Annotated in this window: 20 protein-coding genes and 2 tRNA genes; 6 read left to right on the top strand and 16 right to left on the bottom strand. The window is 61.4% G+C overall.

Annotation, left to right across the window (positions count from 1 at the left end; all coding sequences use genetic code 11):
- Window positions 1-60 precede the first annotated feature (60 nt).
- Window positions 61-1,962 (top strand): potassium transporter Kup, encoded by a 1,902-nt coding sequence (locus tag Q1W70_RS04535; RefSeq protein WP_166592649.1) that lies wholly within the window; start codon window positions 61-63, stop codon window positions 1,960-1,962.
- An 88-nt stretch (window positions 1,963-2,050) separates the two neighbouring features.
- On the opposite strand, the gene Q1W70_RS04530 is transcribed toward Q1W70_RS04535, so the two are convergent.
- The 4 genes from Q1W70_RS04530 to Q1W70_RS04515 form a co-directional block, all read right to left on the bottom strand.
- Window positions 2,051-3,346, bottom strand: coding sequence for a virulence factor family protein (locus tag Q1W70_RS04530; protein ID WP_166593037.1), 1,296 nt, complete (start codon window positions 3,344-3,346; stop codon window positions 2,051-2,053).
- Window positions 3,346-5,988 carry a bifunctional lysylphosphatidylglycerol flippase/synthetase MprF gene (mprF, locus tag Q1W70_RS04525; protein ID WP_166593038.1) on the bottom strand — a complete coding sequence of 881 codons (2,643 nt, stop codon included), beginning with the start codon at window positions 5,986-5,988 and terminating at the stop codon, window positions 3,346-3,348. The genes Q1W70_RS04530 and mprF overlap by 1 nt, the downstream gene beginning before the upstream one ends.
- 281 nt (window positions 5,989-6,269) lie before the next feature.
- Window positions 6,270-6,346 (bottom strand) — tRNA-Met (locus Q1W70_RS04520).
- Between the two features lie 219 nt (window positions 6,347-6,565).
- A tRNA-Met gene (locus Q1W70_RS04515) sits at window positions 6,566-6,642 on the bottom strand.
- Window positions 6,643-6,940: 298 nt separating this feature from the next.
- Between Q1W70_RS04515 and dinB the strand changes: the two genes are divergently transcribed.
- On the top strand, window positions 6,941-8,002 hold the full coding sequence (gene dinB / locus Q1W70_RS04510; protein ID WP_166593039.1) for a DNA polymerase IV: 1,062 nt from the start codon (window positions 6,941-6,943) through the stop codon (window positions 8,000-8,002).
- Window positions 8,003-8,043: 41 nt separating this feature from the next.
- Here the strand turns inward: dinB and Q1W70_RS04505 are convergent, their stop codons facing one another.
- The 4 genes from Q1W70_RS04505 to Q1W70_RS04490 form a co-directional block, all read right to left on the bottom strand.
- Window positions 8,044-8,997, bottom strand: coding sequence for a hypothetical protein (locus Q1W70_RS04505; protein ID WP_166593040.1), 954 nt, complete (start codon window positions 8,995-8,997; stop codon window positions 8,044-8,046).
- Between the two features lie 17 nt (window positions 8,998-9,014).
- Window positions 9,015-10,730, bottom strand: a complete 1,716-nt coding sequence (locus Q1W70_RS04500; protein WP_166593041.1) for a proline--tRNA ligase — start codon at window positions 10,728-10,730, stop codon at window positions 9,015-9,017.
- Between the two features lie 129 nt (window positions 10,731-10,859).
- The gene (locus Q1W70_RS04495) at window positions 10,860-12,416 is read right to left on the bottom strand and encodes an AmpG family muropeptide MFS transporter (RefSeq protein ID WP_166593042.1); all 1,557 of its coding nucleotides are present in this window, start codon (window positions 12,414-12,416) and stop codon (window positions 10,860-10,862) included.
- A 43-nt stretch (window positions 12,417-12,459) separates the two neighbouring features.
- The gene (locus Q1W70_RS04490; protein ID WP_166593043.1) at window positions 12,460-12,813 is read right to left on the bottom strand and encodes an MGMT family protein; all 354 of its coding nucleotides are present in this window, start codon (window positions 12,811-12,813) and stop codon (window positions 12,460-12,462) included.
- 167 nt (window positions 12,814-12,980) lie between these two features.
- Between Q1W70_RS04490 and Q1W70_RS04485 the strand changes: the two genes are divergently transcribed.
- A complete protein-coding gene (locus tag Q1W70_RS04485) occupies window positions 12,981-13,988 on the top strand; it encodes a DUF481 domain-containing protein (RefSeq protein WP_166593044.1) in 1,008 nt (335 codons plus the stop codon).
- 133 nt (window positions 13,989-14,121) lie between these two features.
- Here the strand turns inward: Q1W70_RS04485 and Q1W70_RS04480 are convergent, their stop codons facing one another.
- Window positions 14,122-14,331: a cold-shock protein gene (locus Q1W70_RS04480; protein WP_002554837.1), complete on the bottom strand. Its 210-nt coding sequence runs from the start codon at window positions 14,329-14,331 to the stop codon at window positions 14,122-14,124.
- Window positions 14,332-14,685: 354 nt separating this feature from the next.
- Between Q1W70_RS04480 and dcd the strand changes: the two genes are divergently transcribed.
- Both dcd and Q1W70_RS04470 read left to right on the top strand, forming a co-directional pair.
- Window positions 14,686-15,252 (top strand): dCTP deaminase, encoded by a 567-nt coding sequence (gene dcd / locus Q1W70_RS04475; RefSeq protein ID WP_003219273.1) that lies wholly within the window; start codon window positions 14,686-14,688, stop codon window positions 15,250-15,252.
- A 108-nt stretch (window positions 15,253-15,360) separates the two neighbouring features.
- Window positions 15,361-15,570 (top strand): hypothetical protein, encoded by a 210-nt coding sequence (locus tag Q1W70_RS04470; RefSeq protein ID WP_166593045.1) that lies wholly within the window; start codon window positions 15,361-15,363, stop codon window positions 15,568-15,570.
- A 270-nt stretch (window positions 15,571-15,840) separates the two neighbouring features.
- Here the strand turns inward: Q1W70_RS04470 and Q1W70_RS04465 are convergent, their stop codons facing one another.
- The 6 genes from Q1W70_RS04465 to Q1W70_RS04440 all read right to left on the bottom strand — a co-directional run bounded on the left by Q1W70_RS04465 (window position 15,841) and on the right by Q1W70_RS04440 (window position 22,732).
- Entirely contained in the window at window positions 15,841-16,605 is a 765-nt protein-coding gene (locus Q1W70_RS04465; RefSeq protein ID WP_166593046.1) for an ABC transporter ATP-binding protein, read from the bottom strand.
- Window positions 16,606-16,618: 13 nt separating this feature from the next.
- Complete coding sequence (locus Q1W70_RS04460) at window positions 16,619-17,737, bottom strand: succinylglutamate desuccinylase/aspartoacylase family protein (protein WP_166593047.1); 1,119 nt, start codon at window positions 17,735-17,737, stop codon at window positions 16,619-16,621.
- Between the two features lie 27 nt (window positions 17,738-17,764).
- Window positions 17,765-18,475, bottom strand: a complete 711-nt coding sequence (locus tag Q1W70_RS04455; protein ID WP_095166931.1) for an ABC transporter permease — start codon at window positions 18,473-18,475, stop codon at window positions 17,765-17,767.
- Complete coding sequence (locus Q1W70_RS04450) at window positions 18,472-19,200, bottom strand: ABC transporter permease (RefSeq protein WP_182343708.1); 729 nt, start codon at window positions 19,198-19,200, stop codon at window positions 18,472-18,474. Before Q1W70_RS04450 ends, Q1W70_RS04455 begins: the two co-directional genes overlap by 4 nt.
- Window positions 19,201-19,258: 58 nt before the next feature.
- Window positions 19,259-20,041 carry a transporter substrate-binding domain-containing protein gene (locus Q1W70_RS04445; RefSeq protein ID WP_166593111.1) on the bottom strand — a complete coding sequence of 261 codons (783 nt, stop codon included), beginning with the start codon at window positions 20,039-20,041 and terminating at the stop codon, window positions 19,259-19,261.
- Between the two features lie 240 nt (window positions 20,042-20,281).
- Entirely contained in the window at window positions 20,282-22,732 is a 2,451-nt protein-coding gene (locus tag Q1W70_RS04440; RefSeq protein ID WP_166593112.1) for a penicillin acylase family protein, read from the bottom strand.
- A gap of 185 nt (window positions 22,733-22,917) precedes the next feature.
- Here Q1W70_RS04440 and Q1W70_RS04435 point away from each other — a divergent pair, with 185 nt between their 5' ends.
- Complete coding sequence (locus tag Q1W70_RS04435; protein ID WP_166593113.1) at window positions 22,918-23,484, top strand: cysteine hydrolase family protein; 567 nt, start codon at window positions 22,918-22,920, stop codon at window positions 23,482-23,484.
- A gap of 49 nt (window positions 23,485-23,533) precedes the next feature.
- On the opposite strand, the gene Q1W70_RS04430 is transcribed toward Q1W70_RS04435, so the two are convergent.
- Window positions 23,534-23,743 (bottom strand): SEC-C metal-binding domain-containing protein, encoded by a 210-nt coding sequence (locus Q1W70_RS04430; protein ID WP_064676164.1) that lies wholly within the window; start codon window positions 23,741-23,743, stop codon window positions 23,534-23,536.
- Window positions 23,744-23,746: the final 3 nt, after the last annotated feature.

The raw sequence follows: 23,746 nt of genomic DNA, 5'->3' as shown, positions 1-23,746 counted from the left end.
TGCACGATCAAACGTCGTGCTTTTCCAAGGCAGTCCGGGTCTGGGCAGTAGGGGTGGTGGATGGGTCAGGCAAGTAGTCAGGCGGCAGGTGCCGAGCATTCGGCGGCCAAGCCGATCGGCATGCTGGTGGCGGCGGTGGGGGTGGTGTACGGCGATATCGGCACCAGCCCGCTGTACACCCTCAAGGAGGTCTTCTCAGGGGGCTATGGCGTACCGGTCAACCACGACGGCGTACTGGGGATTCTGGCGCTGATCTTCTGGTCGTTGATCTGGGTGGTGTCGATCAAGTACATGATGTTTGTCCTGCGTGCCGACAACCAGGGCGAAGGCGGGATCATGGCCCTGACCGCGTTGGCGCGGCGTGCGGCGGCCGGGCATGCCCGATTGCGCACCTTGCTGGTGGTCTGCGGGCTGATCGGCGCGGCGCTGTTTTATGGCGACAGCATGATTACCCCGGCGATTTCCGTGCTCTCGGCGATTGAAGGCCTGGGCCTGGCATTCGACGGCATCGACCATTGGGTGGTGCCGATATCACTGGTGGTGCTGGTGGCGCTGTTCCTGATTCAACGCCACGGTACTGCGCGCATCGGCATTCTGTTCGGGCCGATCATGGTCACGTGGTTCCTGGTGCTGGGCGCGCTGGGTGTCCACGGCATCCTGCAGCACCCGGAAGTGTTGCAGGCGATGAACCCGGTCTGGGGTGTGCGCTTCTTCATTGTCCACCCGGGCATGGGCGTGGCGATCCTCGGTGCGGTGGTGCTGGCATTGACCGGTGCCGAGGCGCTGTACGCCGACATGGGCCACTTCGGCCGCAAGCCCATTGCTCGTGCCTGGTTCATCCTGGTGCTGCCGGCGCTGGTGCTGAACTACTTCGGCCAGGGTGCGTTGCTGCTCGGCGATCCCACTGCGGCCCGCAACCCGTTCTATCTGCTGGCGCCCAACTGGGCCTTGATTCCGTTGGTCGGCCTGTCGACCCTGGCCACGGTGATTGCCTCCCAGGCGGTGATTTCCGGGGCGTTCTCCCTGACCCGCCAGGCCATCCAGCTCGGCTACATTCCGCGCATGCACATCCAGCACACCTCCAGTGCCGAACAGGGTCAGATCTACATTGGCGCGGTGAACTGGTCGCTGATGGTCGGGGTGATCCTGCTGGTGCTCGGGTTTGAATCCTCCGGGGCGTTGGCCTCGGCGTACGGGGTGGCGGTGACGGGCACCATGCTGATGACCACCATCCTGGTGTCGGCGGTCATACTGTTGCTGTGGAAGTGGCCTCCGCTGCTCGCGGTTCCGGTGTTGTTGGGCTTCCTGCTGGTGGACGGTCTGTATTTCGCCGCCAACGTGCCGAAAATCATCCAGGGCGGGGCCTTTCCGGTGATCGCCGGTCTGGCGCTGTTCGTGCTGATGACCACCTGGAAGCGCGGTAAACAACTGTTGGTCGAGCGGATGGACGAGGGCGGCCTGCCTCTGCCGATCTTCATCAGCAGCATCCGTGTGCAGCCACCCCATCGGGTCCAGGGCACGGCGGTGTTCCTCACCGCACGTCCGGACGCCGTGCCCCACGCGTTGTTGCACAACCTGCTGCATAACCAGGTGTTGCACGAGCAGGTCGTGCTGCTGACCGTGGTCTACGAAGATATTCCACGGGTACCGCCGGCGCGGCGTTTTGAGGTCGAGGCCCACGGCGAAGGCTTCTTCCGGGTAATCCTGCACTTTGGCTTTGTCGACGAGCCGGACGTGCCAGAGGCGCTGAAACTGTGTCATCTCGATGAGCTGGATTTCAGCCCGATGCGCACCACCTACTTCCTCAGCCGCGAGACGGTGATCGCCTCCAAGCTCGAAGGCATGGCCCGCTGGCGCGAGGCGCTGTTCGCCTTCATGTTGAAAAACGCCAACGGCAACCTGCGCTTCTTCAATCTGCCGCTGAACCGGGTGATTGAGTTGGGGACGCAGGTGGAGATGTAGTTCGCGGGTCAGCGGCGAGGTCGTTGCGCTGTAACAAAAAGCCCCCGCTATCGTGCGATAGCGGGGGCTTTTTTGTTGGATCACCCACTCAGTCTTCAGCCACCTTGGCAGCGCCCTGGCGCTTTTCGATGATGTCCACCAGGCGCTGGGCCAGGGCCGGGTAGTTTTCGTCGAAGTGGTGCCCGCCTGGGAGCTTCATGGCTTGGCCGACGGCTGTCTTGTCGGTGCAGCCACTCTCGTCGGCTTCTTCCTCGCCATAGATACACACCACTTTGGCGGCCGGCAGCTTGGCCATTTCCGGGCCGGTGGCGGCTTCCTTGCCGGCGTTGCCGAGCCAGCCTTCGACTTCGATCTCGAAGCTGCCGGTGCGGGCGAAGGCCAGCAGGATGATCGCGTCGACCCGTTGTTGCTCCGACTCCGCCAGGCGGTTGTAGATGGCGGGCAGGACGTCGGCGCCAAACGAGTAGCCGGTGAGAATGAAGCGCTTGGTGCCCCATTTCTGCCGGTAGTGCTGCATCAGCTCGGCGAGGTCGATTGCACTCTGCTCGGGGCTTTTGTGCTGCCAGTAGTAGCGCAGGGTGTCGATGCCAACCACCGGGTAGCCGATCTTGGCCATTTCACCGGCCACGTCGCGGTCCAGGTCGCGCCAGCCGCCGTCGCCGGAGAGGAATAGGGTGACGGTGTCCTTGGCCTGGCCGGCGGGCACTTCGACCACCGGAATGTTCAGGCCGCCATTGCCCTTGTCGGCACCGATCAGCAGCTTGCGCAGCTCGTTGTTCAGCACCTGCGGCAGGTTGATGTCGTAGTCGCTGATGCTGGTTTGCGCATTGGCCTGGTCCCTTACGAAACCGGCACTGGTGTCGTCCGGGTTATCGTTCCACGCCACCAGCCAGTGGCCGTGGGCGGCGCTTTTTGGCAGCAGGTGGGTGCAACCGGGTTTCTCCAGGGCCAGGTCGACCGAGACCGCCTGGGACTTGTCGTCCTTCTGCTCGGCCAGCCAGCGCCATGCCAGCACCGCACCCGGGCCGATACCGCTGACCAGGGTGGCCGGGCCATTGAGCTGCTTGAGCGCCGCCTGCAGGGCGCGGCCTTGCCGCATGCAGTCCTTGGGCAGGATCACCTGGACGATTTGTGCTGCGCCGCCACGGCTGAGGGTGATCAGCTGGGTGTCGCTGAGCTTTTGCTCTTCGTTGACCGCAATGACCACCTGGGCGCGCGGCTGGGTGCCCGGAATGACCCGGGTCATGGGCGCGCCGTCAGCCGGCGTCAACAGTTCCACGGTGGGTTGTGGCGCTGGACGGTTCCAGTACCAGTAACCACCGCCGAGGATCACAGCCAGTGCCACCAGGGTGGCCAATACATACCGCCAGGAGCGTTGAATCATCAGCGTTTCACCAATCCAGTCAAGCCGCCCGCAATCAGGGCGGCGGTATCGGCCAGCGCCACCAGCGGATCAAGTCCGGCGGGCACGGCCATGTAACGAGGTTCCCAGTCAGGCTGGAACTTGTCTTTGAAGCGGCGCAGCCCCTGGAAATTGTAGAGCTGCTCGCCCCGGCGGAACACCATCGAGCCGAGGCGCTGGGTCAGTGGTGCGCCCCGCCGGGGTTGCAAGCCCGACAATGGCACCATGCCCAGGCTGAAGCGTGCATAGCCGTGGTTCTTATAATGCTGAATCAGGCCGACCATCATGAATTCCATGGTCAACTTGGGAGCGTCCGGGTGGGCGCGCATCAGGTCGAGGCTGGCCAGGTCGTGGCTGTAGGTCTCGAGCAGGTTGGCAAATGCCACCGGGCGACCTTCAAAGCGAATGATCGCGATGCGAAAGTGCTTCAGGTAGTCATCGCTGAAGCGGCCCAGGGAGAAGCCTTTCTCGCGCACGTTCTTGCCGGTGAGCCAGGCATCGGAAATCACCTTCAGTTCGTCCATCGGCGCCTGGCCGGGCTCGTGGATTTCCAGCGACAGGCCGTCACGGGTGCCACGGTTCCAGGTGTAGCGCAGGTCCTTCATCTCCTTGCCCTTGGCTTCCAGGTCAAAGCGCAGCAGGTCGACCCGGGCCTCTTCGCCCAGCTTGATGGCGGTCAGGCCGATGTCCATGTAGTAGGGCAGGTTTTCGGCGCGCACCTGATAAAACACCGGGCGGGCGTGGTGCAGGTCGCAGAGGTCGCGGAACTGCCAGATCATCTCGGCGCGTTGCTGCGCCTGGCCGATCGGGTCATACAGGGCAACCAGGCTGCGGCCACGACGGGCATACATCAAGAAAGCGTCGCCGTTGGGGTGGAACAGCAGCGCCTTGTCACCGGTCAGTGCCAGGCCGCCATCCGGTTGGGCCGAGGCCATCAGGATCTTTTGTGCTTTTGCCAGGTCAGTGGCGTCCGGCAGGTCAATGGCCGGGCGGGCCGTGCGCAGCAGCCAGGTCAGCGACACCACCACCAGCAGCACTGCGGCACCGAGCAGCGAGCGCAAGCCGCGCGGCGCATCGGAGTCCAGGGTGAACTGCCACCACAGCTGGTGGCTGTACGGCACATCCTGGTAGGCGAACAGCAGCAGCCAGATCGACGCAGCCAGCACGCAGACGCTGGCCACCAGGTACAGCGGCGAGAAGGGCAGCTCGGTCAGGCGGCTGGGGCGATAGAACGAACGGCGGAAGATCGCCAGCAGGCTGGCCGTCAGGATCAGCAGGCTGGCTTCCTCCCAGTCAAAGCCCTTGAGCAGTGACAACAAGGCACCGGCCAGCAGCAACACGGTGGTGAGCATCCAGGCGGCCGACAGTCGCCGGCGCAGGCCCTGGGCCAGCAACAGGCACAGTACGCCGATCAGGCTGGCGCCGAAGTGCGAGGCGTCGATCAGGCGATGGGGGATCAGAAAGCCGATGTGTTCCAGGCGGGTATCGATCTCTGGAGTGGCGCCGGAGAACAGCAGGACCACCCCGGACAGGAACACCAGCACCGCGAGCACCGGCGCGGCGAGGCCGGAAGCGGTGCGCAGCGCTTCACGGCTGTTGAACAGGCGTTGGGCCTCATTGATCAACAGCAGCAGGCAGGCCACCAGCATGGGCAGGATCACGTAGATCAGGCGATACAGGAGCAGGGCGGCGGCCAGCGGCGCGGCACCGAGCTTGTCGGCAAAGGCCGCCAGCAGAATGGCTTCGAACACGCCGACGCCACCGGGCACGTGGCTGAGCACGCCCGCCGCCAGGGCCAGCAGGTAGACCAGCAGGAACGCCCCGAATGGCGGGGTTTCCGGTAGCAGCAGATACAACACGGTGGCAGCGGCGGCGACGTCGAGCGCGGTGATGATCAACTGCAGGAAGGTCAGGCGCCGGCCCGGCAGGCGCAGGGTGCGGCGCCCGGCGCGCACCAGCAGGTTGTCCGGGTAGGGTTGTTCGGGCAGGCGGCGGCGATAGATGCCGATCGCCAGGACCGCACAGAGCAGCAGCACGGCAATCGCGATGCCGCCCAGCAGGGCCTCGGACAGGTGCAGGGCGGCAGAGGCGGCCGGCAGGTTGCTCAGGGTCGCCAGGGCTGCCAGCGGGGGCAGGGCGCACCCCAGGGACAGGCTGGCAAACAGGGTCATGTGCGCAACTTCCGAAGCCCCGAGGCCGTGACGCGCGTAGAGCCGGTATCGCACCGAGCCCCCCGAGAGCAGGGACAGGCCGATGGCGTTGCCAATCGCAAACGCGGTGAAGCCGCCGAACATCAGGCTGCGTGGCGGCAGGCTCACGCCGGCATAACGCGATGCCGACCACTCATAGCCGAGCAGGATGATGAAGCCGACGATCGTTGCACCCAGGGCGCCGAGCAAGGCCGATTGTGGCACTTGCAAGATGGAGTCATGCAGGGCGTAGAGATCCAGTTCGCTTAATAGATGGCGACAGGCAATCAAGGCAATGGCAAACAGCAGCAAGGTCACGGCCAGGCCGATGGGCTGGCGGTATTTGCTGAGCAGATCCAGCCAATGCAGGCGGGAAGCTTTGATCGGTTGGATCGCAGTGACGGGGTCTTGTGAATCAGACGAGTTGGCGCGCATCAATCACCTCTTGGATTGTGCGCGACAGGATGGGGGTATCCAGCCAAGTTACCAATCCCTGTTGTAAAAAATAGTTACAAATACTGACGCCTGTCATTGAGCCATGGCGCATGGGCGCGATTCAATGCTGGAAGGGTCGCCTGCGATTTAGCATAGCCTGATCTGATGGGCCAGGAGGGTAGCGGCAAGGGTTCGCAGTACCTTGGCAGACCATTGTTGCGAAAGGACTTTTTCTGCAGATACAAAAAAGGCCACTCTTTCGAGTAGCCTTTTTTGATGTTTGGTTGCGGGAGCCGGATTTGAACCGACGACCTTCGGGTTATGAGCCCGACGAGCTACCAGACTGCTCCATCCCGCGTCTGTGTGGCGGCATTCTACAGAGGAACGCCGGGGTGTCAACCGTTAATAGTGGATTGGGTCAAATAAACGTAAATTGCCGCGCAAAGGGCTGGTGACCGCACTTAAGTGTCAGAAGCACAACGAGAATTCGTCGCGTCTGTGTGGTGGCTTCAAGGCGGCGGGCAAAAACACCCACGCACAAAAAAGGCCACTCTTTCGAGTAGCCTTTTTTGATGTTTGGTTGCGGGAGCCGGATTTGAACCGACGACCTTCGGGTTATGAGCCCGACGAGCTACCAGACTGCTCCATCCCGCGTCTGTGTGTCGGCATTCTACAGAGGAACGCTGGGGTGTCAACCGCTAACTGAGAAAAATCTGTTCCTGTTCAATCGCTTAGCGTGTTTACGCAAGGGCTGTGAAGGGCTGCAGGGCTTGCTCCATAAGGGTTTCAGCTCTATTGATGGTCTGATCTCGATTAATAAAATAAATCCATCGTCGAGCTTTTAGTCCGCCCAAGAGAAGATTAAAAGCACTGGTGCTATATACAGGTGTCAGTGAGATACTGGTGATCTGACTGATATTTGTCCTTTTTCCTTCAGCGAACACCGCCTTTTATGACTCAACGCAAAATCATTCACGTCGACTGTGACTGCTTTTATGCAGCCATCGAGATGCGTGACGACCCGACGCTGGCCAGTAAACCGCTGGCGGTGGGTGGCTCCGCAGATCGGCGGGGGGTGATTGCGACCTGCAACTATGAAGCCCGGGCCTATGGCGTACGGTCGGCGATGTCTTCCCGCCATGCGCTGAAGCTGTGCCCCGACCTGGTCATCGTCAAGCCGCGCATGGACGCTTACCGCGACGCATCCAAGGAAATCCAGACGATCTTTCGCGATTACACCGACCTGATCGAGCCGTTGTCGCTGGATGAGGCCTACCTGGATGTGTCCGACTGTGGGCATTTTTCCGGCAGTGCCACCCGGATTGCCCAGGATATCCGCCGGCGAGTCTCCAATCAGTTGCATATCACGGTGTCGGCCGGCGTGGCGCCGAACAAGTTTCTGGCAAAAATCGCCAGCGACTGGAAAAAACCCAACGGGCTGTTCGTCATCACGCCGGATCAGGTCGAGGATTTTGTCTCGCAGTTGCCGGTGAGTAAGTTGCACGGCGTCGGCAAGGTCACGGCGGACAAGCTGGCGCGCCTGGGTATCGTCGACTGCCTGCAACTGCGCGAGTGGAACAAGCTGGCATTGGTGCGCGAATTTGGCAGTTTTGGCGAGCGCTTATGGAGTCTGGCCCGTGGGATCGATGAGCGGGCAGTGCAAAACGACAGTCGCCGGCAATCGGTGAGCGTAGAGAATACCTACGATGTCGACCTGCCCGACCTGGTCAGTTGCCTGGACAAGTTGCCCGAGCTACTGGAAAGCCTGAATGGTCGCATGGCGCGCATCGACAGCAGTTATCGTCCGGGCAAGCCGTTCGTGAAGGTCAAGTTCCATGACTTTACCCAGACCACCCTGGAACAGGCTGGGGCAGGGCGTGACCTGGGCAGTTATCAGCTGTTGCTGACCCAAGCGTTCAATCGGGGTGGCAAGCCGGTGCGGTTGCTGGGGATTGGCGTGCGATTGCAGGATTTGCGCGGTGGGTTCGAACAGTTGGACCTGTTCGGGCGCTAGAACGTAGTCGCGGGCAAGGTTGCCCGCGAACATTGCTGATACTAATTGACGCCCGGATCTGCCACCAGGCGCCCGGCATCCTTGGTCAGCGACTTGAGGAACTCACTCTGCAACTCGGGATCGTTGCGGGTCAGTTCGATCAGGCTCTGCTCCAGTTCGCTGGCTTCTTCTTCCAGGCCCAGTTCCGACAGGCGCTTGACCCGGTGCACCCACTGGCTCACTTCGTCATCTTCGAGGTCGTCGTAAATCAGTTCGTGGGCTTCCAGCAGCTTGCCACGCAAATTGCCGCTGATGGCCAGCGAGGAGTCGGTGTGCACGTCATCCTGGGCGTCTGCGACAGAGATTTGCAGCTTGCTGATGTGGCTCAGGTCATGTTCGGAAAACGGGCTGTCCAGCAGGTTCAAGCGCAACACGCCATTGCGGTCAGTGGTGAGCTCGAAGGTCTGCTTGCCGGTCTTGACCTCTACCGGGCGTTCGCTCCAGGGCAGGCTTGAGTATTCCGTGCGTTTTTCTCGCTCGACTTCATCAATGCCCGCCAGGTTCTGTTGCGCGCGACCGTGGGACTGCACGTTCATGAACGGGTTGAGTCCGGCAAAACCGTAACTGATCCAGTCCTTGGTGACGCTGTCCGGCAGGCTGCCGAGGGCAAACACGTTGACCACGTTGGCACCGACGCCGGCCACCACTGCAACCGCGCCCAGCGGGATCTCATAGGCCTCCCGCCAAGGTTGGTAAGGCGTGTAGCGGTCGTAGCGACGGGTGACCTCGAACTCGGTGACTTCGAAGGTCTTCTGTTCATGAATCCGCACCCGGCGTTGCGGCAGCTCAAGCACCTTAGGCTCACCGACATCGATCTGCAGGCTGTGATCGAGCAGTTTGCGCTCGATACGCTCCTCGTGCTCGCTGCGCTGTGACATTTGATTGGCACAGCCGCTGAGCAGCAGGGTGCTGCACAGGGCAGCACCACCGAGGCTTAAGGTGTTTCGCTTGAACATGACTTCTCTATCTGGTGTCAGCGGCGGATACGAGCCTGAAGGAACGACAGTACGTCAGCGACCGGCAGCGCTTGCGGCTCGGCCTCGGTACGGCTCTTGTATTCCAGGTTGCCTTCGGCGAGGCCGCGGTCACTGACCACGATCCGGTGAGGAATGCCGATCAGCTCCATGTCCGCGAACTTGATGCCCGGGCTGGTTTTCTTGTCCCGATCGTCCAGCAGCACTTCAAAGCCGGCCGCAGTCAATTCTGCGTAGAGCTTGTCGGTGGCTTCGCGTACCAGCTCGGTTTCGTAGCGCAGCGGTACCAGGGCAATCTGGAAGGGCGCGAGGGTGTCGCTCCAGATGATGCCTTTTTCGTCGTTGCCCTGCTCGATGGCCGCCGCGACCACGCGGGACACGCCAATGCCGTAGCAACCCATTTCCAGGGTCACCGGCTTGCCGTTCTCGCCCAGCACTTCGCACTTCATCGCTTTGCTGTACTTGTTGCCGAGCTGGAAGATGTGCCCGACTTCGATGCCGCGCTTGATTTCCAGGGTGCCCTTGCCGTCTGGGCTTGGATCGCCGGCCACCACGTTACGCAGGTCGGCCACGGTCGGGACCGGCAGGTCGCGTTCCCAGTTGACGCCGAAGTAATGCTTGTCGTCGATGTTGGCACCGATCCCGAAGTCGCTCATCAGCTCCACCGAGCGGTCGATGATGATCGGCAGCGGCAGGTTCAACGGGCCCAGGGAGCCAGCACCGGCGCCAATCGCGTCACGCAGTTCGGCGTCGCTGGCCATGACCAGCGGGCTGGCAACGCCAGGCTGGTTGGCGGCCTTGATTTCGTTGAGTTCGTGGTCGCCGCGAATCACCAGGGCGATCAGCTTGCCGGCTTCTTCGGCGTGCACGATCAGGGTCTTGATGGTCTTTTCAATCGGCAGATTGAATTTTTCCACCAGTGCCGCAATGGTCTTGGTCTCTGGTGTATCCACCAGGCGCAGCGCTTCGCTTGGCGCAGGACGGGAGGTTTCCCGTGGCACGGCTTCGGCTTTTTCGATGTTGGCTGCGTAGTCGGAACCGTTACTGAAGACGATGTCGTCTTCGCCGGATTCGGCCAGAACGTGGAATTCGTGGGAGCCGGCACCGCCGATCGAGCCATTGTCCGCTTCCACTGGGCGGAATTTCAGGCCCAGGCGCGTGAACACGTTGCAGTAAGCCTGGTGCATGCGGTCATAGGTGATCTGCAGCGAAGGCTGGTCGGCGTGGAAGGAGTAAGCGTCCTTCATGATGAATTCGCGGCCGCGCATCAAACCGAAGCGTGGGCGGATTTCGTCACGGAATTTGGTCTGGATCTGGAACAGGTTGATGGGCAGCTGTTTATAGCTGCTCAACTCGTTGCGCATCAGATCGGTGATCACTTCTTCGTGGGTCGGGCCGGCGCAGAAATCACGGCCATGTCGATCCTTGAAGCGCAGCAGCTCAGGGCCGTACTCTTCCCAGCGCCCGGATTCCTGCCACAGCTCAGCCGGTTGAGTGCTCGGCATCAACACTTCGAGAGAGCCGGCGGCGTTCATTTCTTCGCGAACGACGGCCTCAACCTTGCGCATTACCCGCAGGCCCATGGGGAGCCAGGTGTACAGGCCCGAGGCGAGTTTGCGGATCATGCCGGCGCGCAGCATCAGCTGGTGGCTGATGACGACCGCATCGGAAGGCGTTTCTTTCTGTGTGGCGAGCAAAAATTGACTGGTGCGCATGGTAGGCCGTTGTCGGTTGCTGAAGACTAGAAATGACGGAGCATTGTACGGGCGAGATGTGCTGGCGTACAGGCGTGCGGTCCGTGGTGTCGCCCGAGGCCGGGGAAAGCCCCGCACCCCGGGCGTTTGTCAGGTTTCTTCGACGGTGCTGGTGCTCGCCACAGGCTCGGGGGTCGGGCCTTCGCGCCGGCTTTCCTGGAACCAGTGAATGGCGATCAGGATCAGCGTCGGCACACCGAGCAGGGCGGTAATGATGAAGAAGTCGTGATAGCCGAACTTTTCCACCATGACCCCGGTGTAACCGCCGATCAGGCGCGGTAGCAGGAGCATGATTGAGCTCAGCAGGGCGTACTGCGTAGCGGAAAACTTCAGGTTGGTCAGGCTCGACAGGTAGGCCACGAAGGCCGACGTCGCCAGGCCGGAGCTGAAGTTGTCGAGTGAAATGGTGGCAATCAGCATCTGCAGGTTCGCCCCCATGTCGGCGAGCATCACGAACAGGATGTTGGTGCCGGCCGAGGCCGCGCCTCCGATGAACAGTATGGGCAGGATGCCGAAGCGCACGATCAGCAGGCCGCCCATGCCGGCGCCCACCAGGGTCATGATCAGGCCGAAAATCTTGCTGACCCCGGCGATCTGGTCCTTGGTGAAGCCCAGGTCGATGTAGAACACGTTGGCCATGACGCCCATCACCGTATCGGACATCCGATAGGTGGCAATCAGCCCCAGCAGCAGGAAGGCCTGCCAGCGATAGCGCATGACAAAATCGTTGATCGGCGTCAGCACTGGCGCCAGGCCGCGGCGGCCCATGGTCGACAGGCACATGCCGGTGAGGGTGATGTAGAGAATCGCGCGCAGGAAGGCGCGGTCTTCGAGCAGCAAGTCGAGCAGGCTGGTGTCGCCGAACAGCACGCTGGCAAAGTCGGTGTTGTAGAGCTGGGTACACATCGCCGGCACCGAGACCAGCAACACAATCAGCACGAACACGGACGCCAGTTGGTGGACAAAGCTGTAGCGTCCGGCGGACAACTGGGTGCGCAGGGGCACGGGCGGTTCGCGCATGAACAGGCTGGTCAGCAGCGCCGGGACCATCAGCAGGCCAAACAACACGTAGGTGCCGGTCCAGGCCGAGTGCTTGTAGTTGAAGCCGGTGGAGCCAAAACCTTCGGCAAAGAACAGCGCGCCGGCCGTTGCCAGCAGGGCCGCCACCCGATAGCCGGACATGTAGCTGGCGGCGAGGGCGGCCTGGCGTGTGTCGTCGGCAATTTCCAGGCGGTAGGCGTCGACGGCAATATCCTGGGTGGCCGAGGCGAAGGCCACCACCACCGCGATTGCGATCAGCCACGACAGGTGTTTTTGCGGGTCGCAGAAGCCCATGCCGATCAGGCCGAGGATCACCAGTGCTTGGGACAGCACCAGCCAGGAGCGTCGCCGGCCGAGCTTGCCGAGCAAGGGCAGGCGCCATTGGTCGAGCAGCGGCGACCACACCCATTTGAAGGCGTAGGCCAGACCGATCAGGCTGGCATAGCCAATGGTTTCGCGGGCCACACCGGCCTCGCGCAGCCAGACGGAAAGCGTCGAAAACACCAGCATGTACGGCAGGCCGGCGGCGAAACCCAGCAACAACAGCACGAGCGTCGAGGGGCTGGCATAAGCGGCGAGCGCGGCGCGCCAGGTTTTACGGGGCATGGGCTGGAGTCTGCCTCAAAATTGCGGAAACAAAGCGCGCACTCTAACCGCTGTGCTCTACCGGGCGCCAGCCATGGCGCTGAATATCAACACGATTGTTCTGGATACTGATGCCCTCAGTCCGCAAGCGCGCGCGTTGTTCGTCGCCCGAGGGGGTGCCGGCAGCGAGGCTGATGCGTCCGCCTGCGCCGAGCACGCGGTGCCAGGGCAGTTTGCTGTCGCCGGGCAACTGGCTCAGGGTGCGCCCGACCCAGCGCGCGGCCCGACCCAGGCCGGCCAGTTCGGCGAGCTGGCCGTAGCTCACGACCTTGCCTTCGGGCACTTGGGCCAGGGTAAGGTAGAGTGCCGTTCGGCGGATTTGTGCCGGGTCCTGGGGCGGGTGCTCGCAGTCGCTCACGTGTTGGGTTCCTTGAGGGGCAGGTCCATTACCGGTGGTAGCGTAAAGCGCCGATCACTCAATGATAAATGAACTCATTACAAATACCCCGGTCAGTCCTTGCTCAGGCTTTCTCTATAGGGATAATGCCGCCTTTTTTTTCGCTAACCTGAGGCCTGTCCTTGTTTATGCCGTCCCGAATCCTGCTCTGCCTCGCCGCCATCAGTGCCTGCGCTCCTGCACTCGGCGACACCGTCTGGTTAAAGAATGGCGATCGTCTGAGTGGCAAGATCAAGCTCTTTGACGGTGGCAAACTGCTGATCCAGACCGAATACGCCGGGGCCATCCCGATCGACTGGAAACAGGTCAAGACCCTGGAAAGTGACCAGGAGTTGCTGGTCAAGCAGGATGCCTACACCGGTGAAAAAGCCAAGTCCCTGCAAGCTGCCGATGAGGGCAAAGTCACCTTGGCCAATGGCGAAACCCCCAAGACCGTGGAGTTGGCGAGTATCCAGCAGATCCTCAAGCCCAAGCCGGTGGTCGAGGATCTGGTGTGGAGAGGCAATGTCGATGTCGCTCTGGATTACCAGCGCGCCGAAAATGACACCGATGACTATGACGTGGACTTCAAGACTTCCGCTCGGCATGGCAAATGGCGTCATATCGCGGAAGGTGAATACAACCGCGAGTTCCAGGATGAGGTGGTGACCACCGACAACTGGCGGGCCGAGTACGCCCTTGACCGCTTCATTACCGATCAATGGTTCTGGCAGGGGCGTTTGACCTACAAGCGCGACAAGGTCGAGGAGCTCTCCCGCCAGCGCACCGTCGGTACCGGTCCGGGCTATCAATTCTGGGATGACGAGCTGGGCGCGTTCTCCCTCGGCTCACTGCTGAACCGCACCGACTACGAATACTCGGACGGTGGCAAAGACAATTTCTATTCGCTGGCGATGAAGTGGGATTACAACCGCTACCTGATCGGCAAGTCAGTGGAGTTCTTCACCAATGGTGAAGTCGGCAAGCCGCTGTCGGGCGTCGCTGACTTTGCCCTCGATGCCGAGCTCGGCCTGCGCTACAAGGTCACGGACTGGGCGTCGCTCAACCTCAAGGCCGAGCGCGACATCATCAGCGGTTCCGATGATGCTGACTTCAGCAAGACGCGCTACACCGCAGGCTTCGGGGTGACCTGGTAACGCCAGTCGCCTGGCTGGGAGCGGCTGCCTCCTTGTAGGGGTGGCCCCCCACCTCTGCAAGGAGGCACAAAACACACGGGCACAAAAAAGCCCCGCTTTTGAGGGCGGGGCTTTTTTACTAAATCAGTACAAGTTAGATAACTTGAACTTCTTCAGCTTGCATGCCTTTCTGACCGCGGGTAGCGATGAAAGAAACCTGTTGGCCTTCTTTCAGGCTTTTGAAGCCGTCGGATTGGATAGCTTTGAAGTGAACGAACAGGTCGTCACCGGATTGTGGAGTGATGAAGCCGAAGCCTTTTTCATCGTTGAACCACTTAACGGTACCGGTTTGGCGATTAGACATGGTGTAACTCCTTGAACAAAGATAACTGCGACTCAGGAAGAACCCTGGCCGAGACTGAGTGCAAAGAGCAGGAAAAATTCTTGTAGATGGTTGGATCGAAATTCAACATATCGTGTAGAGATTCTCAGTGACACAAGCAGCACAGTGGCGCCACCTTAACCCTTTTTCCGGAACGTGCCAATGGTCTTTGCGAAGGTTTATTGGTTTTCGTGACTGACGGTGTGCGTGATCGACGCGCGGTATCCGATATTAAAGGGGATCGGCGATTAATGCGTAGCGGACTTTGAACCCGGCGGCGCGCCCCGGTAAGATGCCGGACAGAATTTTTCCACCTCGCTATTCAGGACACCCGCCATGAGCATCAAATCGGACAAGTGGATTCGCCGCATGGCGCAAGAGCACGGCATGATCGAGCCCTTCGTCGAGCGCCAGATGCGTGGCGAAGGCGCCGAACGACTGATTTCCTTCGGGGTGTCGAGCTACGGCTACGATGTGCGCTGCGCCGATGAGTTCAAGGTGTTCACCAACATCAACTCGGCCACCGTCGATCCGAAAAACTTCGATGAGAAGAGCTTCGTCGACGTCAAGAGCGATGTCTGCATCATTCCACCGAACTCCTTCGCCCTGGCCCGTACCGTTGAGTTTTTCCGTATTCCGCGCAATGTCCTGACCATCTGCCTGGGCAAGAGCACCTACGCGCGCTGCGGCATCATCGTCAACGTCACGCCGCTGGAACCGGAGTGGGAAGGCCACGTGACCCTGGAGTTCTCCAACACCACCACGCTGCCGGCCAAGATCTACGCCAACGAAGGCGTGGCGCAGATGCTGTTCTTCGAATCCGACGAAGAGTGCGAAGTCTCCTACAAAGACCGTGGCGGCAAGTACCAGGGCCAACGTGGCGTGACCCTGCCGCGCACCTGAGTCAGTCGTCCGGACAGACCGTGGGAATTCCTGGGCGAGCGTAGACTCTATGGAGTGTACTGCCCGGATCCGCGCAAGGCGGGTCGGGCCATCGCCCAGGAGTGCCCAATGAAGATCGATCCACGCGTAAGTGCCGAACTGGCAAGGCTTGAGCCCAATCAGGTAGGTGTACTGGCCTGGTCGTTGTTAGCCCATCCGTCCGTCGCCCAGGCTGGCGGGATCCCCGGTCAGCCCGACCCCGATTCCCCCAACGAACAACCCACCGAACCCGGTGAACCGACCCTGCCGGACGAGCCGCCTCCCGCGCCTGTCGCTTGAGTGGGCCTGACCCCGTGCGTGCCCCGTGAACAGCGACCAGGGTGGCCGCTGTTCACGGGGCGTTCGTGCCTGGCAATACCTGAGTTCAGCTTTGAGGCCTAGGGTCAGGCCTGGCGTGTTTTAACGCGGGGGCGCTACCTGCGCACGGCGTGCATAGGCTCAAGGCGGTCAACGATGGACGTGAGAGCTTCTACCGGCATCTGCCAGACGACATCCGCCGGGGGCAATGCCCTGTGCAGCAGGAGCCCGTCCCCAGGCTCCTGTTGACCACTACTTCAGGTTGCCACTGAGGAACTGCTTGAGCCGTTCACTGCGGGGATTGCCCAGTACATCCTCGGGCGTGCCATGTTCTTCCACCAGGCCCTGGTGCAGGAACAGCACCTGGTTGGAGACCTTGCGCGCAAAGCTCATCTCATGGGTGACCATGATCATGGTCCGGCCTTCTTCGGCCAGCCCCTGGATCACCCTGAGCACCTCACCCACCAACTCCGGGTCCAGGGCGGAGGTCGGTTCATCGAACAGCATGACTTCCGGTTCCATCGCCAGTGCGCGGGCAATGGCCACCCGCTGCTGCTGACCGCCGGAGAGGAAGGCCGGGTACTGGTCCGCCACGCGGGCAGCCAGGCCGACCTTGTCGAGGTAGCGGCGCGCGCGATCCTCAGCGTCCTTTTTACTCACCCCCAGCACCCGGCGCGGCGCCATGCTGATGTTTTCCAGCACGGTCATGTGGCTCCACAGGTTGAAGTGCTGGAACACCATGGCCAGGCGGGTACGGATGCGCTGCAGCTCGGCTTCGTCGGCAACCCGCATGCCGTGGTGGTCCTTGATCATGCGGATTGCCTGGCCGTCCAGGCTCATCGCGCCGTCGTTGGGGGTTTCGAGAAAGTTGATGCAGCGCAAAAAGGTGCTCTTGCCCGAGCCGCTGGCGCCGATCAGGCTGATCACATCGCCCGTCCTGGCCTTGAGCGACACCCCCTTGAGGACTTCATGGCTGCCGTAGCTTTTGTGCAGGCCTTCGATGGTCAATTTGTACATGGGGTGAACATCCTCAAGGCGAAAGTAGGTAGCCGGTTCGATAGGCTTCAAGGCCCGCCACATGGGCGATCACCATGCCCGCGGTGGCCATGCGGCGGGTCGAGCGGGCATACAGCAGGCCCTCGTTGGTGCAATGGACCGGCGTGACCCGGTCGCTGATCGGGTCGATGATCTCGGCGATCAGTTGCCCGGCCTGCAGGTATTCGCCCGGTAGCGCGCTGTATACCAGCAGGCCGCCGACCGGAGTGGCGACCGGCTCCACCGCCGCCAGTGGCGTGGCGGGGTAGGGCAGTTCCGGCAGTGGCTGGATCTGGCCTTCGATGGCGCCAAAGTGCGTCAGGTAGTCGATCAAGGCCTGGCAGTCGAGGCTGGCCAGGGGATGATTGACGTCGCCCTGGCCGCGCAGCTCCAGGGTCACCGAGAAACTGCCCGACGGTATGGGGAACTGCTCGCCGAAGCGCTCTTGCAACTGCCACCACACCAGGGTGAAGCACTCGTCGAAGGACTGGCCACCGGAGTCGGTGGCCAGCAGGCTGGACTCGGCGCCGATGTAGCGCGCCAGCGGTTCGACCTGGGGCCAGGCCTGGGGCGTGGTGTACAGGTGGGTGACGGCTTCGAAGTCACAGTGCAGGTCCAGCACCATGTCGGCATCGCAGGCCAGGGTCTGCAGCACCAGGCGCTGGGATTGCAGTTGTGTGGCGGCGCTCTGGCGCAGCAGTGCATGACGCAAAGTACGGCGTACCAGGGCCAGGTTGTGCTGCGGATCCTGGGTGAGCTGGCCTTCGATCTCCTGACCGATCGTTTCGCCGAGGTCGACAAACCAACGGTTGAAGTTCTGCCCGCTTTCCAGCTCGTAGCGGCCCAGGGGGACGTCCATCAACACCTGTTCCAGGCCAATCGGATTAGCCACCGGCACCAGCACGATCTCGCTCAGCAGTCGGCCCTCGGCTTCGAGTTGGGCCAGGCGTTGCTTGAGGTGCCAGGCCACCAGCATGCCCGGCAGTTCGTCGGCATGCAGCGAGGACTGGATGTAGACCTTGCCCCGGGCCTGCGTCGGGCCGAAATGGAAGCTGTGGATCTGGCGTGCGGTGCCCGGTAGCGGGGCAAGCAAGTCATGAATCTGGTGGCGCATGTGCGTGAGTGTCCTACTACGTGAGGGCTAGTGGGTCGGTCCGAGAAATGCCAGCCAGCGGCGTTCGGCAACCCGGAACAGGCCGACCAGGGCAAAGGTCACGGCCAGGTAGATCAACGCGGCGATGCCGAACGACTGGAACGTCAGGAAGGTCGCCGAGTTGGCGTCCCGTGCGACTTTCAGGATGTCCGGGATGGTCGCGGTGAAGGCCACGGTGGTGGAGTGCAGCATGAGGATCACTTCGTTGCTGTAGTAGGGCAACGAACGGCGCAGGGCCGAAGGCATGATCACGTAGGCATACAGCTTCCAGCCTGTCAGGCCGTAGGCCTTGGCCGCCTCGACTTCGCCGTGGTTCATGCTGCGAATCGCCCCGGCGAAAATCTCCGTGGTGTAGGCGCAGGTGTTCAGGGCAAAGGCCAGGATGGTGCAGTTCATGGCGTCGCGAAAGAACGCGTCGAGCACCGGTTGCGCGCGGATGGCGGCCAGGCTGTAGATCCCGGTGTAGCAGATCAGCAACTGGATATACAGCGGCGTGCCGCGGAACAGGTAGGTGTAGAACTGCACCGGCCAGCGGATATAGAAGTGCGGGGAAACCCGGGCAATCGACAGCGGGATCGACACCAGGAAGCCGATGCAGATCGAGGCACTGAGCAGCCACATCGTCATCGCCAGGCCGGTGATGTGGTAGCCGTCGCTGTACAGGAACGGGCGCCAGTACTCTTGCAGAAGTTCGATCATCGTACGGCCTCCCGGGCACCGGCGGCATAACGCCGCTCCAGCCAGCGCAGGACGACGTTCGATGCGCTGGTGATCACCAGGTAGATCAGTGCCGCCAGCACCAGGAAGTAAAACAGCTGGTAGGTACTTTTGCCGGCGTCCTGGGCGGCCTTGACCAGGTCGGCGAGGCCGATGATCGAGACCAGGGCGGTAGCCTTGAGCATCACCATCCAGTTGTTGCCGATTCCCGGCAAGGCGAACCGCATCATCTGCGGGAAGACCACGTAGCGAAAGCGCTGGCCGCGCTTGAGGCCGTAAGCGGTGGCGGCTTCAACCTGGCCACGGGGCACGGCGAGGATCGCGCCACGGAAGGTCTCGGTGAAATAGGCGCCGTAGATAAAGCCCAGGGTGATGACCCCGGCGCTGAACGGGTTGATCTCGATGTATTCCCATTCCAGCAGGTCGGTCAGGGACGTCAGCCAGGTTTGCAGGCTGTAGAAAATCAGCAGCATCAGCACCAGGTCCGGCACCCCACGAATCAAGGTGGTGTAGCACTGCGCCGGAATGCGCAGCAGCCTGGAGGCTGAGAGTTTGGCGCTGGCGCCCAGGAGGCCGAGTAACACGGCCACCAGCAGCGACAGTACCGATAATTGGATGGTCATCCAGGTGCCTTGCATCAGCAGGGGGCCGAAGCCTTTCAAGCTGAAGGCCGAGAGCCCCAGGTTTTGTAGGAGTTGTTCAAACATGAAGTCAGCAACCTGATAGCGAAAAAAAGGCGCCCATCACGAGGATGGGCGCCGGGCATTATTTGCCGCTGTACAGATTCAGATCACCAAAGTGTTTCTTTTGAATGGTGGCGTAGGTGCCATCATCGTGTAACGCTTTGATACCTTTATCGAGAAGGGCCTTCAGCTCTTTGTTACCTTTAGAGATACCGATAGCTGTCTTGGCTGGCAACAGTGGGCTGTCGACGGGCTGACTGACTTCATAGCCGGCGCCTTGTGGCGACTTCAAAAAGCCCAGTTCGGCTTGCAGCATGTCCTGGATCGACGCGTCCAGACGCCCGGAAATCAGGTCGGCGTAGACCTGGTCCTGGTTGGCGTAGGCCTTGGTCTTGACTCCAGCCTTGTCCAGCACGGCCTTGGCATAGGCTTCCTGGATGGTGCCCTGCTCGTAGCCGACGGCCTTGTCCTTGAGCGATGCGGTATCGGCGGTCAGCCCGGAACCCTTCTTGAACACGAAAGAGGTGGGGCCGGAGAACAGTTCGCTGGAGAAGTCGATGACCTTCTCGCGGGCTTCGGTAACGGTCATCGAAGAGATGACACCGTCGAATTTATTGGCCTTGAGGCCCGGGATCATGCCGTCGAAATCGCTTTCGACCCATTTGCACTTGACCTTCAATTCGGCGCAGATCGCATTGCCCAGATCGATATCGAAGCCCACCAGGCTGCCGTCTGCTGCTTTGGATTCGAACGGCGCGTAGGAGGGGTCAACACCAAAACGCAACTCTTTGTATTCTTTGGCCAGCGCGGAACCCGCGGCCATGCACAACGCCAGTGCAGAAAGGGTCAGCAATGCTTTTTTCATTATTCAATCCCTAAGAACCAATATGAGCGCTTGTGGCGCAGAATTATTGTTACTGGAAAGCGTAAGACCTTATGAAAGTAGCAATTTCCGAACCAGAGTCCCGAACAAGCGTTTTAAAAGATGATTCAACAAAAGTCTGCGACCCATTCGCGCCCAAAAACGGGCGCGAATGATTGAGTGCACCAGCATGGCGCCTGGGCTGGTGGAACCGGTGCACCCCAAGCACCGGTTTCGGCGGTTTTATTTGCCGGGTACCAGGGTCAGGCGCGTCTTGCCGTACACCTTGTCGAAGTTCTGCGGCTGCATCGGCAGGCTCTGGTACTGGCCCTTGAGCCACGGCTCGATACCGTTCAGGTAGTTGGGGCTAGCCGGGTTGCCGGACTGGCCGCTGCCGTTCTGCGCCAGCAACGGTTCGGTCTGCCCGAAGTCGACGATAAAGCGCATCGCCGGTGCCAGGGTGACGTTGAAGTCCTGGCCCCAGGTGTAGGCCGCCATGTTCAGGGTGGTGTGATCGCCACCGGCGGACATCGGCGCGCGCACGGTCTGGCCACGCACGTCCTTCCATTCGTAGTGATGCAGTTTTCCCCATTGCCAGGCTTTGCGGTCGCCGCCCATCTGGCTTTCGCCAGCAGAAATCGCGGCGGCCAGGCTGCGTGCAAGGATCGCCGGCTTGTCTTCCTTCTGCGGGGTGCGGGCGTCATCCCAGAACGGGCTGTCTTCGCGGCCGAGCAAATGGTCAGCCTGGGCCGAGTAGGACAACTTGCCGCTGGCGACAAACGCTTTCCAGGCCGGGCTGTTCTGCGGCCCCAATTCGTCGAGGAAGATCTGCTGCATGCTGGCCTGCAGGAACAACGCGTAGATCGCCGCGTCAGTCGAGGTCGCACTGAGCTTGCCGTCGAAGGCCATCAGGCGGCTGTAAGCCTCGCGTGCCTTGCCCGCCTCGGCGGCGGGCAGGGCGGCGATGGCTTGTTTGAGCGGCGCGGACATGCCGGGCGCCTCGAACATCTTCTTCAATTTGCTGGCGAACAGGCTGGTCTGGTCGTATTGCATGGCAATCGTGCTGCGAGTGTCCTGCTTGCCGCTCCCTGCCAGTTCGGCGATGCGTTCGCCACGCTCGGGGGCGGCCCACGAATTGGACAACTGCATCCCGTAACCGTGAGGAATTACCCGTTGGTTGGCGGTGCCGAGCCAGCCTTGCGCCGGGTCCTGATCATACGGATGGAGCATCGGGTCGGCGTAGCCGTCCCAGTCGTAGCGGCCTTCCCAGCCGGGGGATGGCAGCAAGCCTTCGCCTTCGCGACGGTTGGGGAAGCGACCGGTAACCTGCCAGCCGATGTTGCGGGCGTCGGCAAATACCATGTTCAGGGCAATCGCGCGGATTTCCCGGCTGGCATCCGAGGCTTTTTCCACATTCTGCGCGCGGGTCAGGTCGAAAAACGCATCCAGGCTCTTGTCGTCGGTCAAGTTCGGTTGCTGCAAGGCCAGGCCGAAGCCGTTGCCCAGCGCAGTACCCTGGGCGCTGTTGAGCAAGGCGCCGTGGCGGGTTTCGTACACGGCTTCGCGAATCGGTCGCTGGCCTTTGATGAAGTAGGTTTCGTTACGCACCATCACTGGCTGCCATTTACCCCCGACCTCGTAGCTCAGGCCGTTGCCCTGGCGCTTGAGTTTTTCCAGGAACAGGTCCTGGTTGTCGCCCAACACCGCCGTCATGCTCCAGGCCACTTGGCCGTTGAAGCCGGCCAGGACCAGCGGCAAGCCGGCGATGGAAACGCCCGCCGCCTGGTATTTCGGCGCGCGAATCTGCACGAAGCTCCACAGCGACGGCACGCCGATCGGCAGCTGGCTGTCGCTGGCCAGCAGGCTTTTACCGCTGCGGCTGCGTTGTGGGGCGATCGCCCAGTTGTTCGATGCCGTGCCGCCGAGCATGTTCAACGCGCCCAGTTGCTCGCCAGCGTTCGCCACCTCGGCAAGGCCCGGGAGGGTGCCGTTGAGCTTGATGCCCTGAAGCTTGTCGGCTTCCGCCAGCGGCAGTTTTTCGTCTGGGTACGACGGCGACAGCCACGCCAGTTTGTCCTGGGTGACGGTTTGCGCCATGACCAGAGCGGAAATTTCCTGCGGCAGGTTGGCCGACTGGCTGAAGTTCAGCAGGCAGAAAATCAGCGCCGAGTCTTCCGGCTTCCAGTATTCCGGTTGGTAACCGGTGGCAGCCAGGTCCGCCGGCAGCTTGTCGCGATAGCGGAACAGGTAAGCGTTGACCCCGCGGGCATAGACTTCAAAGAAGCGCTTGAGGCGAGGCGAGGAGGCTTTATAGAGTTCGTCGGCGCTTTTCTTCAGGTTCACGGCGCGCATGTAACGGTCGGCGTCGAGCATCTGTGGTCCCGACATTTGTGCCAGGCGGCCCTGGGCCAGCAAGCGCATGCTGACCATCTGGTAAATGCGATCAGTGGCGTGCACATAGCCGAGGGTGAACAAGGCATCGTGGAAGGTGCTGCTTTCGATCAGCGGCATACCCATGGCATTGCGTCGCACGGAGACGTTTTGCGCCAGTCCTTTGAGCGGTTGCACACCGGAGGTCGGCGGTAGCGTGTCCTGGGCATTCCAGGTCTGGCATCCGCCAAGGCTGAGCACACTGGTGACTGCTGCGGCAACGCCGAACCGGGGAAGAAAAGAAGTAAAGGCTGGCGAGGCCATGGCAAAGCTCCGTACCAAGAAAGGCGCTACGTTAGTGAGCGACCGAGGGCCGCGCAAGCAGGGGCCGAGCTTATTTGAGGGTTTGTCGGATAAATTACGGAATTTTCGACCACGGGCCTGTTTGCCTACCGTAAATCACGGTATTGGAAGCGGGTACTTGGTTATTGGCAGAGGGATATAGCGCCATGCAATTGCAGGTAAATGCCACGTTGATCCTGATCGATCAGCAAAAAGGAATCCATGAACCCCGGCTCGGACCGCGCAACAACCCTCAGGCCGAGGAGCGCATTGCCGAGTTGCTCGAGCACTGGCGCGCCAGATCGTGGCCCGTGATTCACGTGCAACATCTATCTCGCTCGCCGGAATCGGTGTTCTGGCCGCAACAGTTAGGTGTGGAGTTTCAGCAGCGGTTCATGCCCTTGGCCGGTGAACCGGTGATCCAGAAACAGGTGCCGGATGCGTTCTGCGCAACCGGGCTGGCCGCGGATTTACAACGAGGGGGAGTCGGCCAGTTGATTATCGTTGGCGTGGCAACGCACAACTCGGTGGAGGCCACGGCGCGTACGGCCGGCAATCTGGGGTATGAGACCTGGGTCGTGGAGGACGCCTGCTACACCTTCGACAAGCAGGATTATTTTGGCCAATGGCATTGCGCGCAGCAGGTGCACGCCATGGCGCTGGGTAATTTGCAGGGCGAGTACGCAACGGTGGTGACTACCCGCGACGTCCTGATGGCGGGCCGCGCCGGGTAATGGTGGGAGCGCCGTTCGGCTGGCTCCCACACGCCTTGGGGCTAGTGCATCAAGCGCCGTGGCACTTCTTGAATTTCTTGCCGTTGCCGCATGGGCAAGGGTCGTTGCGGCCAACGTCTTTCAAGGCGTTACGCACCGGCTCCTGGTGAGCGTGGCCGCAGTTTGGGCCGTGCACATGACCATGGTCGTGATCATGGTGCTCGTGATGGTCATGATCGTGGTTGCAGTCAGGGCCATGGACGTGGGGTTGCTGGGTCATCAG

The organism is Pseudomonas kielensis (genome assembly GCF_030505375.1).
GTDB lineage: Bacteria > Pseudomonadota > Gammaproteobacteria > Pseudomonadales > Pseudomonadaceae > Aquipseudomonas > Aquipseudomonas kielensis.
This window is presented reverse-complemented; position numbering and strand designations above follow the sequence as displayed.

Excerpts from the sequence above, each read along its gene's own strand:
- Q1W70_RS04480 (WP_002554837.1), bottom strand. The coding sequence starts at position 14,331 with ATGTCTAATCGCCAAACCGGTACCGTTAAGTGGTTCAACGATGAAAAA.
- Q1W70_RS04450 (WP_182343708.1), bottom strand. The coding sequence starts at position 19,200 with ATGTTTGAACAACTCCTACAAAACCTGGGGCTCTCGGCCTTCAGCTTG.
- Q1W70_RS04535 (WP_166592649.1), top strand. The coding sequence starts at position 61 with ATGGGTCAGGCAAGTAGTCAGGCGGCAGGTGCCGAGCATTCGGCGGCC.
- Q1W70_RS04460 (WP_166593047.1), bottom strand. The coding sequence starts at position 17,737 with ATGCGCCACCAGATTCATGACTTGCTTGCCCCGCTACCGGGCACCGCA.
- dcd (WP_003219273.1), top strand. The coding sequence starts at position 14,686 with ATGAGCATCAAATCGGACAAGTGGATTCGCCGCATGGCGCAAGAGCAC.
- Q1W70_RS04455 (WP_095166931.1), bottom strand. The coding sequence starts at position 18,475 with ATGATCGAACTTCTGCAAGAGTACTGGCGCCCGTTCCTGTACAGCGAC.
- Q1W70_RS04465 (WP_166593046.1), bottom strand. The coding sequence starts at position 16,605 with ATGTACAAATTGACCATCGAAGGCCTGCACAAAAGCTACGGCAGCCAT.
- dinB (WP_166593039.1), top strand. The coding sequence starts at position 6,941 with ATGACTCAACGCAAAATCATTCACGTCGACTGTGACTGCTTTTATGCA.
- Q1W70_RS04505 (WP_166593040.1), bottom strand. The coding sequence starts at position 8,997 with ATGTTCAAGCGAAACACCTTAAGCCTCGGTGGTGCTGCCCTGTGCAGC.
- Q1W70_RS04500 (WP_166593041.1), bottom strand. The coding sequence starts at position 10,730 with ATGCGCACCAGTCAATTTTTGCTCGCCACACAGAAAGAAACGCCTTCC.
- Q1W70_RS04445 (WP_166593111.1), bottom strand. The coding sequence starts at position 20,041 with ATGAAAAAAGCATTGCTGACCCTTTCTGCACTGGCGTTGTGCATGGCC.
- Q1W70_RS04495 (WP_166593042.1), bottom strand. The coding sequence starts at position 12,416 with ATGCCCCGTAAAACCTGGCGCGCCGCGCTCGCCGCTTATGCCAGCCCC.
- Q1W70_RS04435 (WP_166593113.1), top strand. The coding sequence starts at position 22,918 with ATGCAATTGCAGGTAAATGCCACGTTGATCCTGATCGATCAGCAAAAA.
- Q1W70_RS04440 (WP_166593112.1), bottom strand. The coding sequence starts at position 22,732 with ATGGCCTCGCCAGCCTTTACTTCTTTTCTTCCCCGGTTCGGCGTTGCC.
- mprF (WP_166593038.1), bottom strand. The coding sequence starts at position 5,988 with ATGCGCGCCAACTCGTCTGATTCACAAGACCCCGTCACTGCGATCCAA.
- Q1W70_RS04470 (WP_166593045.1), top strand. The coding sequence starts at position 15,361 with ATGAAGATCGATCCACGCGTAAGTGCCGAACTGGCAAGGCTTGAGCCC.
- Q1W70_RS04430 (WP_064676164.1), bottom strand. The coding sequence starts at position 23,743 with ATGACCCAGCAACCCCACGTCCATGGCCCTGACTGCAACCACGATCAT.
- Q1W70_RS04530 (WP_166593037.1), bottom strand. The coding sequence starts at position 3,346 with ATGATTCAACGCTCCTGGCGGTATGTATTGGCCACCCTGGTGGCACTG.
- Q1W70_RS04485 (WP_166593044.1), top strand. The coding sequence starts at position 12,981 with ATGCCGTCCCGAATCCTGCTCTGCCTCGCCGCCATCAGTGCCTGCGCT.